10 protein-coding genes are annotated in these 13,335 nt (G+C 72.3%); 4 read left to right on the top strand and 6 right to left on the bottom strand.

Features of this window, described 5'->3' with window-relative positions; all coding sequences use genetic code 11:
- Positions 1–176 precede the first annotated feature (176 nt).
- The 3 genes from BLA60_RS26775 (at position 177) to BLA60_RS26765 (ending at position 1,940) form a co-directional block, all read left to right on the top strand.
- Complete coding sequence (locus BLA60_RS26775; protein WP_075135769.1) at positions 177–1,442, top strand: helix-turn-helix domain-containing protein; 1,266 nt, start codon at positions 177–179, stop codon at positions 1,440–1,442.
- 138 nt (positions 1,443–1,580) lie between these two features.
- Positions 1,581–1,757 carry a DUF397 domain-containing protein gene (locus tag BLA60_RS26770; RefSeq protein WP_342744778.1) on the top strand — a complete coding sequence of 59 codons (177 nt, stop codon included), beginning with the start codon at positions 1,581–1,583 and terminating at the stop codon, positions 1,755–1,757.
- A 9-nt stretch (positions 1,758–1,766) separates the two neighbouring features.
- On the top strand, positions 1,767–1,940 hold the full coding sequence (locus tag BLA60_RS26765; RefSeq protein ID WP_075135768.1) for a DUF397 domain-containing protein: 174 nt from the start codon (positions 1,767–1,769) through the stop codon (positions 1,938–1,940).
- 251 nt (positions 1,941–2,191) lie between these two features.
- Here BLA60_RS26765 and BLA60_RS26760 read toward each other — a convergent pair whose 3' ends face one another.
- The 6 genes from BLA60_RS26760 to BLA60_RS26735 all read right to left on the bottom strand — a co-directional run bounded on the left by BLA60_RS26760 (position 2,192) and on the right by BLA60_RS26735 (position 10,776).
- A complete protein-coding gene (locus BLA60_RS26760; protein WP_075135767.1) occupies positions 2,192–5,131 on the bottom strand; it encodes an ATP-binding protein in 2,940 nt (979 codons plus the stop codon).
- Between the two features lie 158 nt (positions 5,132–5,289).
- Positions 5,290–6,345 (bottom strand): hypothetical protein, encoded by a 1,056-nt coding sequence (locus BLA60_RS26755; RefSeq protein ID WP_154814622.1) that lies wholly within the window; start codon positions 6,343–6,345, stop codon positions 5,290–5,292.
- Positions 6,346–6,493: 148 nt separating this feature from the next.
- Positions 6,494–7,489 carry a LacI family DNA-binding transcriptional regulator gene (locus BLA60_RS26750; RefSeq protein ID WP_245812164.1) on the bottom strand — a complete coding sequence of 332 codons (996 nt, stop codon included), beginning with the start codon at positions 7,487–7,489 and terminating at the stop codon, positions 6,494–6,496.
- Positions 7,490–7,679: 190 nt separating this feature from the next.
- Positions 7,680–8,525, bottom strand: a complete 846-nt coding sequence (locus tag BLA60_RS26745) for a carbohydrate ABC transporter permease (protein WP_245812163.1) — start codon at positions 8,523–8,525, stop codon at positions 7,680–7,682.
- Positions 8,522–9,466, bottom strand: coding sequence for a carbohydrate ABC transporter permease (locus tag BLA60_RS26740; RefSeq protein WP_084735288.1), 945 nt, complete (start codon positions 9,464–9,466; stop codon positions 8,522–8,524). Before BLA60_RS26740 ends, BLA60_RS26745 begins: the two co-directional genes overlap by 4 nt.
- The gene (locus BLA60_RS26735; protein WP_075135764.1) at positions 9,466–10,776 is read right to left on the bottom strand and encodes an extracellular solute-binding protein; all 1,311 of its coding nucleotides are present in this window, start codon (positions 10,774–10,776) and stop codon (positions 9,466–9,468) included. Before BLA60_RS26735 ends, BLA60_RS26740 begins: the two co-directional genes overlap by 1 nt.
- Positions 10,777–11,006: 230 nt before the next feature.
- Here BLA60_RS26735 and BLA60_RS26730 point away from each other — a divergent pair, with 230 nt between their 5' ends.
- Positions 11,007–13,334, top strand: coding sequence for a beta-xylosidase/alpha-l-arabinosidase (locus tag BLA60_RS26730; RefSeq protein WP_075135763.1), 2,328 nt, complete (start codon positions 11,007–11,009; stop codon positions 13,332–13,334).
- Position 13,335 lies beyond the last annotated feature (1 nt).

Below are 13,335 nucleotides of genomic sequence, written 5' to 3'. Positions count from 1 at the left end.
GTTCGAGCAGAAACGGGAAACGCCTTGCCCGGTCAGCGTGATGTGCAGAATTCTTTCCTCACCGGAACCCATTTCGAGGAGGAACCATGTCCGCACTCACCAGAGGACACAGCTGGAGCGGTTGAGACCGGAGTACTTTCGCAGGTAGCGGTGACCCCGCGACCTGGGAGGGTACGGTGGCCGACACCTTTGGCGCCCGGCTACGGGAATTCCGTGTCGCGTCCGGCCTGTCGATCGCGGAACTGGCCCGGCGCGTCAACTACAGCAAGGGATATCTGAGCCGTATCGAGAACGACCTGCAACGGCCGACGGCCATGCTGGCCCGGCTCTGCGACCATCTGCTCGGCACCGGCGGCGCGCTCGTCGCGTCCCTCGGGACCCCGCCGCGCGACGCCGGGCCCCCACCCGACCCACCCGATCCCGACGACCTGGTCGTGCTGGCCTTCGACGAGCGCGAGCTGCGCGTCCAGTGGCTGCCCCGCCCGACGCTGCTGTCCGGCGGCGGCCTGTTCGGCGACCCGCTGGTGCGCGGTTCCCGCCCGCGCACCGACCGGTCGACCGTCGGCGTGCTGTGGTCGGCGTTCGACAGCCTGCGCGCCCTGGGCACGATGACCAGCCCGGTCGTGGTCCTCGGCCAGGTCATCACCCAGCTCAACGCGGCCAGAATGCTGGCCCGCGACAGCGACGACCCGGTCCGCACGGAGCTGCGGCTGCTGTCCTCGCGGCTGGCCGAGTACGCCGGCTGGATGAGCCAGGAGGCCGGCGACGAGGCCGGCGCGCTGCGCTGGACCGACCGGGCGGTGGCGCTGGCCGAGTCCGGCCGCGATCCCCGGCTGGCGAGCTTCGCCCTCTACCGCCGCGCCGAGTTGGCCATGTACCGCTTCGACGCGATCAGCACGATCGAGCTGGCCAGGCTGGCCCAGGCCGACTCCGCCGCCGGCACCCGCATCCTGGGCCTGGCCGCGCAGTGCGAGGCCCAGGGCCACGCCCTGGCCGGCGACCACGCCGCCTACCAGGCGGCGATCGACCGCGCCGCCGAGCTGTTGGCCGTCCCCGAACGTCCAGGCCCCACACCGCAGCTGGGGTCGACCAGCGTCGCCGACCAGATCCCGCTGGTCGCCGGTTGGTCGCTGTGCGAACTGGGTCGCCCCGGCGAGGCCGCCGAACTGCTGGACCGCCACGCCGCGGCGATCCCGCGCACCGCCCGCCGCGCCCGCGCCCGCTTCGGCGCCCGCCGGGCCCTGGCCCACGCCCAACACGGCGACGTCGACACGGCGTGCACCGTCCTGCGCGACGTCCTGCCCGACGCCGCCCACGTCGACTCCGCCACGATCCGCGTCGACCTGCGCCTGCTGACCAGAGTCCTGCGCCGCTGGCACGGCCACCCCCGCGTCCGCGAACTCCAACCGGACCTGCTGGCCCTGCTCCACCAGCCCCGCTGAGCACCCAGCCTGGCCGTCGAGTGGTTGGGCCGATCGGGTTGGTGGAGTTCCACCGGGCACCGCCGGTCGTGCATCGTGAACGTCACTGGGTGTCGGCGCTGTCGACTCCTTGCCGAGGTCATCCCCACGGGAGGCGACATGACGGCGGTGTCCGAGCAGAGGTGGCGCAAGTCGAGCCGGTCTGGTCCGGACACCAACTGCGTCGAGCTGAGCGACACCGGTCTCGTGCGCGACAGCAAGAGTCCCGCCGGCCCGACCTTGAGCGGTGATGTCCGCTCGATGCTCGCCACCGTGAAATCGGGCCGAATTCGGTAGGACGGGCACATGATCTCCGCCGATCTCCGGTGGCGGCGCAGCAGCCACAGCGGAGACACGGACTGTGTTGAGGTCGCTGACAACCTCCACGCCGTTCGTGACAGCAAGAACCCGGGTGACTCACTCACCGTGGACATCGGCCGGCTACTGGATGTGGTGAAGGCCGGCCGGCTCGACCACTGATCCACGACCCACCGCCTTCACCGGGTGGCCCCACTGTCGCCCGGATGGCCACGTGTCTTCACCGGGTGGCCGTGCTGTCGTCGCCTGGGTGGCCGCGTGTCTTCACCGCGCCGCGCGCCCAGCCAGGGCCCACCCTCCCCGGGGGCACCCCCTCACCCATTCTATCGGGGTGGGTGGGGTTGGTGGGGGGTGTGCGTGGGGGCTGTGGACAAGTGTGGGGGCTGTGGACAGTCGGTTGCCTCCGTTGGTTCTCAGTGGTTGTCGATGGTGTTGGCGGCGCAGCGGGAGCAGGCGAGGCCGGCGAGTTCGGCGCGGACGCGGGCGGCTTCGGGTAGGCCGAGGGACTCGTAGCCGGTGAGGGCGGCCAGCCAGTGGGTGGTGGCGGTCGAGTGGTGGCCGGTGAGGTGCAGCAGTGCGCCGAGGCGGGCGTTGGCCCTGGCCTGTTTGGCCCGGTCGCCGGTGCCGGTCGACAGGGTGAGCGCCGCCTGGAACTCGGTGACGGCCGCGCGGGGGTTGCCGCCGGCGGCGGCGGTTTCGCCTCGGTCCAGGCAGAGTTGGGTGCGTAGGCCGGGGTCGACGACGAGTTCGGCGACGGCCGCCGCGCGCTGGTGGTAGTGCGTCGCCTCGGGGAGGCGGCCCAGGAGGCGGTGGGTGTTGCCCAGGTTGTTCAGGGCGTAGGCCTCGCAGGCGCGGTCGCCGGCCGCGACCGCCAGGTCGTGGGCCTCGGTGTGGTCGGCGAGGGCCTCGGTGAGTCGGCCAAGGCGTTGGCGGACGCCGCCCAGGTTGTCCAGGACGTGCGCGACGCCCTGGTCGTGGCCCAGCTCGCGCAGCAGGCCCAGCGCGGCCACGTGCCGCCGCTGGGCCTGCGCCAGCCGGTCGTGCAGCTCGTCGAGCTGGCCGAGGTGGTCCAGGACGGCGGCCTGCCCGTGGCGTTCGCCCAGGGCGCGGTAGCTGGCGAGGGCGGCGGCGAACTGCTCGCCGGCCTCGTCGTGGGCGCCCAGGTCCTTGGCGGCGGTGGCGATCACCCGGCGGGTGTCGGCGGCGCCTCTCGGGTCGCCGTGGGCGAGCCACAGCGGGAGCGCCGTGTGGGCGATGGCGTGCGCGTCGGCCAGGGCGCCGGCGTGCAGGCGGGCGGTCGCCAGGCCCAGGCGGACGTTGGCCTGGCCCTCGCGGTCGGTGACCACGCCGTCGGCCAGGCGCAGCGTCTCGGTCCAGTCGCGCAGGTGGCCGGCGGTGTACAGGTAGCGCCACAGCAACACCGCCAGCTGCCAGGCGTGCTCGGGCAGGCCGTTGGCGGCGGCGTGGCGCACCGCCGACACCAGGTTGGGGCGTTCGGTGTCCAGCCAGTCCAGCGCGGCGTGCGGGTCACCGAACGGCGGCAACGGGCCGGCGACCGCCGGCTGGCGGTCGGCGCCGTGCGGGAACGCGGTGGCCATCGCCGACGCGGTGCCGGCCCGGTAGTGGTCGAGCAGGCGCACCACCGCCGCCGCCTCCGACGTGTCCACTTCGGACGATCGGCGGGCGAAGTCGCGCAGTGGGTCGAGCATCTGGAACCGGCCGGGCGCCGGCTCCTCCAGCAGGCTCGCCCGGTGCAGGCCGACCAGCAGCTCCCTGGCCGCCGGCAGCGGGCGGTCCAGCAGCGCCGCCGCTCCGCCGGCCGACAGGTCCGCCACCGGCGCCAGCGCCACCAGTCGGAACAGTCGCCGTGCCGCGGGGCGCAGCTGCCGGTAGGACACCGCGTACGCCGCGTCGGCCAGCCCGCTGACCGGGCCGGTCTCGGCCAGCAGCGCCACCAGGTGCTCCAGCGGCCAGCGGGTGTGCCGGCGCAGCTGCGCGGCCACCAGGTGGATCAGCAGCGGCACCCGCCCGCACCGGGCCACCACCTCACGCACCAGGTCGGCGCGGGCGCGGATCCGCTCGGGGTCGACCAGCCGCCCGAACAGTTCGCTGGCCTCGGCCACCGACAGCGGCTCCAGGTGCAGGTGGTCGGTCGCGGCCAGGCCGGGGCCGGCCGAGCCCAGGTCACGGCTGGTGACCAGCGTCAGACAGCCGGGCGCGGCCGGCAGCAGACCGGTCACCTGCTCCTCGCCGGCCGCGTTGTCCAGCACCACCAGCGTCCTGGTGCCGGCCAGCCGGTCGCGGTAGAGCTCCGCGCGCGCCGGGGTTGCCTGCGGCAGCGCCTCCGGCGGCACGCCCAGGTCGGCCAACAGGCTGGCGAGCGCGTCGGCCGGGTCGGTGGGCTCGACGCCCGGGGTGAACCCGGCCAGTTCCACGAACAGTGTCCCGTCGGGGTACCGGCCGGCCAGCCGGTGCGCCACGTGCACGGCGAAGGCCGTCTTGCCGACGCCGGGCAGCCCGCTGACCCACACCACGGTGGCGTCCCCGCCCCGCGCCAGCGCCTCCACGGCGGCGACCTCGGCGTCGCGGCCGGTGAACCGGGGCGGGTGCGCCGGCAGCGCGTTGTGCCGGGTGCCGTACTGCGCCAGCCACACCATGTCCCGCAGCTCACGCGCGGTCTCCATGCCCAGCTCGGCCAGCGCGTCGCGGGTCTGGTGGTAGACGGTGACCGCCCGCACCTGGTCACCGCCGGTGACCAGGGTCCGCATCAGCATCGCGGCGACCCGCTGCTCGGCGCGGTTGTCCTCCCACACCGCGCGCAGCCGGTCGCGGACCGCCCGGTGCTCGCCGGCCGCCAGCTCCAGCTCGGCCAGGTCGACCAGGGCGTCCACCCGGGACTCCTCGGTCGGCGCGCCGGCCGCCCCGCCGGCCCGGTCGATGTCCAGGTCCGACAGGAACCGCCCGCGCCACAGGTCCAGCGCCTCGGCCAGCAACCGGCGGCGCACCGGCGGCGGGGCGCCGGCCGCCCGCCGGCACAGCGCGGTGAACCGCACGGTGTCCAGCAGGTTCTCGTCGACGCGCAGCTGGTAGCCGGTCGGCGTCTTGTCGATCAGCACGTCGGTGGCGCCGGCGTCCCGGAACACCTTGCGCAGCCGGGCGACGTAGCTGGTGATCAGGTCCGAGCGCGGCTGGTCCTGGCCCAGCCACACGGTGTGCCGCAGGTACTCGCGGGAGACCGCCCGGTTGGCGTTGCGCAGCAGGATCACCAGCACGTACCGCTGTTGCAGGTCACCGGGGTCGACCTGGACGCCGTCGTGCCACACCTCGAACGGCCCGAAGAGGCGGAAGTCCATCGCGGTCAACCTCTGGTCCAGGCCTGGTGCGGGACCGGGAGGCAGGCTTGCCCGTCGGGGGCATGGGCCGGTTCACCGAGCGGGGAGCGGGGAAGCCAGGGCGTCCTCCGCCAGGGAGGGCGGAGGCGCCCTGGGCACCGGGTACGGGTCACGGGGGGTCAGCCGTGGGCGCGTTCGTCCTGGTGGAAGACGCCGTCGGGGACCGCGTCGCGGGTCAGCTGGTACCAGGCGCGCAGGTTCGTGGGCGTGTGCCAGTCCGGCAGGGTCTCCGCCAGGGTGCGGTGTTCGGCCAGGGCGGTCGCGCACAGCTCGTGCCAGCCGGCGATCGGCGCGGGGCGGTTGCGGAGCTGGGCGTGGAGGGTGAGCTGGGCGCTCAGCGAGTGCCTGAACGCCGTCGCCTCCGGGCGCGGGGAGCGGGCCAGGGTGACCAGCGGCCGGCCAGCGCACTCGGGGCAGTCGCAACTCCAGCCGGGTGGGGTCTGGGTCGCGAGCGTGGTCAGGGGGCGGTAGTCGAGCAGACGCGGGACGAAGGCGGCGATCGACGGTAATCGCGGCGTGCCGGGGCCGCCGCGCGGATAGACGTGGCGCAGCGCGACCGTGGTGCCGATGGCGGCGGCGTGCGCGCCGTGGAAGCTGGCGGCGATGGCCGACACGTCGGCGCGCAGCAGCAGCACCGGCACGTCGGCGGCCAGCAGGGATAGGAAACCCCTGATCAGGTACCGCACGCTGAACGGGTCCTTGGCGTGTTCGATGGCCACGGCGACCGGAACGCCGAAGTGGTTGAGTTCGGCGACCAGGCCGTCGACCGAGTGCTCGAACCAGCGGGCGGCCAGCGGCAGCTGCGCGATGACCTCGCCCGGCTGGCGGCTGGCCTCGCTGAGGATCCGGCGCAGGCCGGCCCAGTCGTGCTCGGCGAGGTAGCCGGAGTCGGTGACCGCGGTCAGGCCGAGGTCGTGCTGCTCGGCGGTCCACTCGGCGCGCACGCCGGCGAGCGCGGTCGAGCGGCGGCGCCCGGAGTAGCGGTTGGCGTCGCACAGGATCGGGCCGGTGAAACCGTGCTCACGCAGCGCCCTGACCACCGGTCTGGGGGTGTGCCCGGTGAGTACCAAACCGGCGCCGTGCGCGCTCGCGACGCGTGCGGCGTTCTTCGCCTGCCCAGGTTGACACTGGACGAGTAGCTGCCCACGCAACTCGCCGAGATTGCTCCCCACCATGTTCTATACGGTGCAGCGAACGGGGTGCGCTGTCACCGTATGTCATCCAAATGCCGCGAGGACCGATCTAACGGTGGATGAGATCGTCGCCCTACGCACATGAACCGCGTTCTGCGGAGCGATGACCTACCGTGACGGGGGAGAAATGTCACGCGGAGTGTTCGGCGGTGCTGTCCCGGACGACGAGGTCGGTGGCCAGTTCGACCCGGGGACTGTCCGGTTGTTCCCCGCGGGCCAGGCGCAGCAGGGTCCGGGTGGCCAGCATGCCCATCTCGCTCAGCGGCTGACGCACCGTGGTCAGCGGCGGCGAGGACCACTGGGCCTCCGGCAGGTCGTCGAAGCCCACGACGCTCACGTCGTCGGGCACCCGCAGACCCCGCTGACGCAGCCCCTCGTACACGCCCAGCGCCATCTGGTCGCTGGCCGCGAAGATCGCCGTCGGCGGCCGCTTGAGGTCCATCAGCTCGCCGGCGCCCCGGAACCCGGACTCGTGGTAGAAGTCGCCGGGCCGGATCAGCGCGTCGTCGACCTCGATGCCGGCGGCGTCCAGCGCGGCGCGGTAGCCGTCGAGTCTGGCCCGGCTGCACAGCAGACCGGGCGGGCCGGCGATGAAGCCGATCCGGCGGTGGCCGCGCCCGGTCAGGTGTTCGGTGGCGGCCATGCCGCCGGCCCAGTTGGTCGCGCCGATGGTCGGCACGTCCAGCGCCGGCCCGCCGGCCGGGTCGATGACCACGGTCGGCACGTTCAGCCGGCGCAGCTCGGCCTGGTGGGCCGGCTGGAGGGTGGACAGCACCAGGATGACGCCGTCGGAGGCGCGGGCGCGCAGGTTCTCCAGCCACTGCCGGGTGGCCCCGGAGTGCCGGTGCACGGCGCTGACCACGGTGCCGATGGCCGCCGCGTGCGCCACGTCCTCGACCCCGCGGATGATCTCCACCGCCCAGGGGCTGTCCAGGTCGTTGAACACCAGGTCGATGAGTCCGGCGCTCTCCCGGCGGCGGGACACCCGCCGCCGGTAGCCGTGCTGGGCCAGCAGCGCCTCGATCCTGGCCCTGGTCTGCGGGGACACGTCCGACCGCCCGTTGAGCACCCGGGACACCGTGGGCACCGAGACCCCGGCCTCCTGGGCGATCACGGTGATGGTCACCTTCTTCTCCACTTCCGCCTCCCCGGAATTCATGGTTGTGGTCGCTTCGGGCAGGCAGGGCTCCCGTTGGCCACGTACCGGTGGCTGGGTTGCGTCACGTCCCCCTGAGGCGCGGTTGACTGCCTCCTCACGTGAGCTTCACAGACGGCCATGACACCCCTCGAAACAGTTCCGAAACTCTTCCGGAAGGCTACCTGCTGCCCAGGCCGGCGAGCCCGGCGATGAGCCAGCGCCGCGCGACCAGGTACAGCACGAACACCGGCAGGGCGGTCAGCAGCACCGCCATCATCATTCCCGGCAGGTTGATCTGGAACTCCTGCCGATAGCTCTGCAGACCGAGCGTGATCACCCGCAGGTTCGGGTCGACGGTGAGGATCAGCGGGAAGAGGAACTGGTTCCACGCGCCGAGCGCGGAGTAGGTGCCGACCGCCGCGATGCTGCCCCGCGACATCGGCACCACCAGCTGCCACATGATCCGGAACGGCCCGGCGCCGTCCACGGTCATCGCGTCGTACAGCTCGTCGGACACGTCGCGCAGCGAGCCGGCGAGCACCAGGACCGCCAGCGGCAGCGCGAACGCGACCGTCGGCAGGATGATCGCCGTCAGCGAGTCGTAGAGCTGCATCCGGTTGATGATCAGGTACAGCGGGATGATCGTGGCCTGCGCCGGGATCGCCAGGCCCAGCAGGAAGATGCGGAACGCGAAGCCGGAGATCCAGCTGGTGGAGCGCACGATCGCGTACGCGGCGGGAATCGCCACCAGCAGTGTGAGCGCCACACAGGAGAACGTCACGATCGCCGTGTTGAGCAGGTAGCGCACGAAGCCGGTGTCCAGCACCCCGGCGATGTTCTCCAGCGTGATCGCCCTGGGCAGCGCGATCGGCCCGTGGTCGAGGAAGTCGTCGCGGGTCTGCAGGCTCCACGAGATCATCGTGTAGATCGGCACGCCGACGATGACCAGCCACAGCGTCACGAAGCCGCCGGCCAGCCAGTTGGGGCGGGTGCGCACCGGGGTGCCCGCGCGGGCGGTCGTCACATCCCCTCCAGGGTGGAGCGCATCTTGGTGAAGCCGGAGAACTTCACGATCACCAGCGAGACCGCGGTCGCCACGACCACCAGCACGGTCGCGATCGCCGACGCGTAGCCGAACTCGAAGGACCGGAAACCGCGGATGTACATCTCGAACGGCACCGTGTACGTCGCCGTACCGGGGCCGCCGTTGGTGAGCAGCAGGATCGTCTCGAAGTAGGTCAGCGAGCCGACGATCATGATGGTGGACGAGGTGATGACGGTGTTCTTCAGCTGCGGCAGCGTGATGTGCCGGAACTGCTGGAAGCCGCTGGCACCGTCCATCAGCGCGGCCTGGTAGAGCACCTTCGGGATGTTCCGCGCGGCGGCCTGGTAGAGCAGCATGTGGAACGGGATGAACTGCCAGCCGGTGACGAACAGGATCGCCCCCAGCGCGCCCGGCCCGGTGCCCAGGATGTTCTGGAACGGCCCGAACTCCGCCGCCAGCCCGAAGTACGGGTCGAACAGCCGGTTGAACATCAGCGCGATCGCCGCCGTGGACAGCAGCAGCGGCAGGAAGAAGATCGACGAGAGGATCGCCCGGTTGCGCTGCTGGCCGGCCGCCCACACCCCGAGCAGCAGCGCGATCGGCGTCTGGGTCGCCCAGCCGAGCACCACCAGCAGCAGGGTGGTGCCGATGACGTCGAGCACCCGGCTGTCGCCGAACAGCCGCACCCAGTTGTCGACGCCGACCAGTGTCGGGTCGCCGATGCCCTCCCACGACGTGAACGACAGGTACACCACCAGCACCAGTGGGAACGCCGCGAAGAAGCCGAAGAACAGCGCCGCCGGCGCCAGGTACCAGGAACTCGGGCGGGAGGTCGCCGGCCGCGCCGACTCCCGGGGCCGGGGACGGGCCGGTGTCCGGCCCGCCCCCTTCCCGGTGGCCGCCCCGACGGTGGCGACCACTACGCGGCGTCCTCGTTGGCCTTGACGAACCCGGCGGCGTCGAGCTTGCCGAGGAACACCTGCGCGAGCGCGTCGAGCATCGGCTGGGCCTGGTTGCGTTCGACGGCCTGGTCCCAGGACAGCTGGAAGGTCGGCGCGTCGGCGACCATGTCGTAGACCAGCTTGACGAACGCGGGGTCGTTGGCCTTGTCCATGCGCTCCTCGAGGTTGCGCACCGCCGGCACGTCGCCGGCCTTGAGCCAGGCGTCGATGTAGGCGTCGGAGGCCATCTCCTCGCGCAGGAACTGGATGGCGGCGTCGACGTTGGGCGAGGACTTGCTGACGGAGAAGTAGTTGGTCGGGTTGCCGACGATGGCCTTCGGGTCGCCCTGGCCGTCCTCGACGACCGGGAACGCGGTGAAGCCCTGGTCTTTCTTGGCGTACTCGGGCTGGTCGGTGACCTGGTTGGTGTACTCCCACGAGCCCATCAGGTGCATGGCCGCGCGGCCCTGGGCGATCAGCGTGGACGCGCCGGCGCCCTCCCAGCGCACCGAGGCGTACTTGTCGCCGAAGCCGCCGCGGTCGATCAGGTCGGTGATCATGGTGATCGCCTGGCTGACGGCCGGGTGGCCCCAGGCGCCGGCCTCGCCGGCGGCGATCGCGTTGAACACCTCGGGGCCGCCGATCCGGTCGACCAGGTACTCGGGCCAGACCAGTTCGGTCCAGGCGTCGCCGCCGGCGAGCGCGAACGGGATGATTCCGTTGTTCTTGAACCGGTCGACGGCGCTGAGCAGTTCGGTCCAGGTCGTGGGCGGTTGGATGCCCTCGTCGGCGAAGACGGCCTTGTTGTGGAAGAGGATGATCGGCTGCATGCCACGGGCGGGGATGCCGTAGTACTTGCCGTCGATCATGCCGGCGTCCAGGACCGAGGGCAGGAAGGCGTCCTTCCACTCGGGGTTGTCCGACAGGTGCGGGGACAGGTCGACGAGCAGGTCCTCCCTGGCGTAGCTGCGGATGCTGCCGCCGCCCCAGTTGTAGAACACGTCGGGGCGGTTGGTGGAGCCCATGGCGGTGTGCAGCCGGTCGCGGTAGCCGTCGTTGCTGGTGGAGACCAGTTCGCCGGTGACGTCGGACCGTCCGTTGAAGGCGTCCAGGGCGACCCGGTGGGCGACGTTCTGGGCCTCCTCCTGGAGTACCCAGATCGACATCTTGCCGCTGTCGCCGCCGCTGCCGCCGGTGGCGTCGGTGCCGCAGGCGCTGGTGCCGAGCAGGCCGGCGCCGACCCCCGCGCCGACGAGCCCGAGGAAACTTCTCCTGGGGAGAGTGGACATGAGCCCCGCCTTTCCACGATGTGGCCGTTCGGCGCCGGGGCTCGCCGACTGGCGACCGCCCCAGCGCGATCACAAAAGTTTCGGATGAAAATCGATACTTGCGACGAGTTAGATGGCAGGTTACGGCGACGTCAGCAGGCCGTCAATCCCTTGATGCGGCTGTAACAAGAGGGTTAGCGTGGACACAGAGGTTCCGGAAAATTTCGGAATATGAGGGACGGGATTGCGGCATGCTCAACGAGTCTGAGGGGGCGGCCACGGTCGTCGAGCCGTGGCGGGACGCCCGGCGCGCGGTCGACGAGCGGGTGGCGGACCTGCTCGGCCGGATGACCCTGCGGGAGAAGGTCGCCCAGCTGTACGGGATCTGGCTCGGGATGGCCGACGGCGACGGGGACGTCGCGCCCTTCCAGCACGATCTGGTCGACGCCGACCTCGACTGGCCCTCGGTGATCAAACAGGGACTCGGTCAGCTGACCAGGCCGCTGGGCTCGGCGCCGGTGACCCCGGTCGCCGGCACCACCCGCATCGCCGAGATGCAGGCCGACATCGTGGCCGCCAACCGTTTCGGTATCCCGGCGATGGTGCACGAGGAGTGCCTGTCCGGGCTGATGGCCTGGGGCGCCACGATCTACCCGACCGCCCTGGCCTGGGGCGCGAGCTTCGATCCCGGTCTGGTCGGCGCGATGGCCGGCCAGCTCGGCGCGATGATGCGCGAACTCGGTGTGCACCAAGGACTCGCGCCGGTGCTCGACGTCGCCCGCGACCCGCGCTGGGGGCGGACCGAGGAGACCATGGGCGAGGACCCGTACCTGGTCGCGACGCTGGGCGCGGCCTACGTGCGCGGCCTGGAGACCGCCGGGGTCGTCGCCACGCTCAAGCACCTGGTCGGCTACTCGGCCTCCCGGGGCGCGCGCAACTTCGGCCCGGTCGCCATCGGCCGCCGCGAGCTGGCCGACGTGCTGCTGCCGCCGTTCCTGCACGCGCTGACCGAGGGCGGCGCGCGGTCGGTGATGCACTCCTACGCCGAGGTCGACGGGGTCCCGCCGGCCGCCGACGGGCAGCTGCTGACCCGGCTGCTGCGCGAGGAGTGGGGGTTCGCCGGAACCGTGGTGTCGGACTACTTCGGTGTCACGTTCATCGAGACCCAGCACGGGCTGTCCGACACCGCGGAGGCCACCGCCGCGCTCGCCCTGACCGCCGGGGTCGACGTCGAGCTGCCGACGGTGCGCTGCTACGGCGACGCGCTGGTCGCCGCCGTCCGCTCCGGACGCGTCAACGAGTCCTTTGTGGACCGGGCGACGGCCAGGGTGCTGCGGCAGAAGTGCGAGCTGGGCCTGCTCGACCCGGACTGGGAGCAGCCCACCGTCGACGGCCGGCGGACCCTGGACCCCGAACCGGCCAGGGTCCTGGCCCGCCGGATCGCCCGCGAGTCGGTGGTGCTGCTGACCAACGACGGCACGCTGCCGCTGGCCCCCGGAGCCCGGGTCGCGCTCGTCGGCCCGCAGGCGGCCACCGTCGAGGCGATGATCGGCTGCTACACCTTCCCCAGCCACGTCGGCAGCCAGTTCCCAGGAACCTCGCTGGGCATCGACATCCCCACCCTGCTCGACGCGCTGGCCGCCGAACTCGGCGCCGACCGTGTCGAGCACGCGCCCGGCTGTGACGTCCTCGACGACAACCGCGACGGCATCGCGCAGGCCGTGGCCGCCGCCGAGCGGGCGGAGGTGTGCGTGCTGGCGCTGGGCGACCGGGCCGGCCTGTTCGGCCGGGGCACCTCCGGCGAGGGCTGCGACGTGACCGACCTTCGGCTGCCCGGCGTCCAACCCGAACTGCTGGAAGCCGTGCTGGCGACCGGGACCCCCGTGGCGCTGGTGCTGTTCTCCGGCCGCCCCTACGCGCTGGGCCGCTACGCCGGCCGGCTGGCCGCGATCGTGCAGGCGTTCTTCCCCGGTGAGGAGGGCGGCCCGGCGGTCGCCGAGGTGCTCTCCGGGGCCGCCGAGCCGGGCGGGCGGCTGCCGGTCAGCGTGCCGGCCGACCCGTTCGCCTCGGCCGCCGGCTACCTCACGCCGGTGCTGGGTCGGCTCAACGGGGCCAGCTCGGTCGACCCGACCGCGCTGTTCCCGTTCGGCCATGGACTGTCCTATTCGGACTTCACGTGGTCGGCGTTCCACCAGTCGGCGCAGCGGGTCGACACCACCGGCGAGGTCACCGTCGGCCTGACGGTGACCAACACCGGCGACCGCGACGGCTCGGACGTCGTCCAGCTGTACCTGCACGACCCGGTCGCCCAGGTGACCCGCCCGGTGATGCGCCTGGTCGGCTACGCCAAGGTCCGGCTCGCGCCCGGCGAGTCCAGCACCGTCGAGTTCCGGGTGCCGGCCGCCGCCGCGTCCTTCACCGGCCTGGCCGGGCGGCGGATCGTCGAGCCGGGCGAGGTGGAACTGCGGATCGCCGCGTCCAGCGCGGTGGTCCGCCACGTCGCGCGGGTCGAGCTGACCGGGCAGGAAGTCACGCTCGGGCAGACCCATTTCGCCACCGTTGGCGTTAACGTCAGCTGAC

The organism is Actinophytocola xinjiangensis (assembly GCF_001921215.1).
Lineage (GTDB): Bacteria > Actinomycetota > Actinomycetes > Mycobacteriales > Pseudonocardiaceae > Actinophytocola > Actinophytocola xinjiangensis.
Note: the sequence above shows the minus strand (reverse complement) of the source record. Positions and strands in the feature narration are given on the sequence as shown.